Origin of the sequence: Haemophilus sp. HMSC066A11, from assembly GCF_001811665.1 — a bacterium.
Lineage (GTDB): Bacteria > Pseudomonadota > Gammaproteobacteria > Enterobacterales > Pasteurellaceae > Haemophilus > Haemophilus influenzae.
The window spans coordinates 1-310 of the sequence record NZ_KV805868.1 but is presented as its reverse complement, the minus strand read 5'-3'; the positions used below and the strand labels follow the sequence as shown (position 1 = coordinate 310).

1 pseudogene is annotated in these 310 nt (G+C 32.9%); it reads left to right on the top strand.

The window, feature by feature from the left end:
- Positions 1 to 190 (top strand): annotated as a pseudogene (locus HMPREF2813_RS05650) (hypothetical protein); the annotation flags it as partial.
- Positions 191 to 310 lie beyond the last annotated feature (120 nt).

Genomic DNA, 310 nt, shown 5'->3' with positions numbered 1-310 from the left:
CAATTTTCAGAATCTTTTCTTAATCGCAGCCTTAGGTTCTCGTGGGCTTACCTCTGCTCCACTATTAGGCGAAACCTTAGCTTCAATCATTTATGGCGAGCCATTACCAATAAGCGAAGCTATATTACATAATCTTTCAGCTAACCGAGCTTGGGTAAAAAAGTGGTTGAAAGGTTCAAAAGTTGAATAAACTCATAAGATTCAGAGCCTTACAAAAATAACTTTAACGTGTTAAAATCAAACAAAATTTAAATATAAAAATGAATACAAAAATGCTATGCAATCAATCAATCAATCAATCAATCAATCA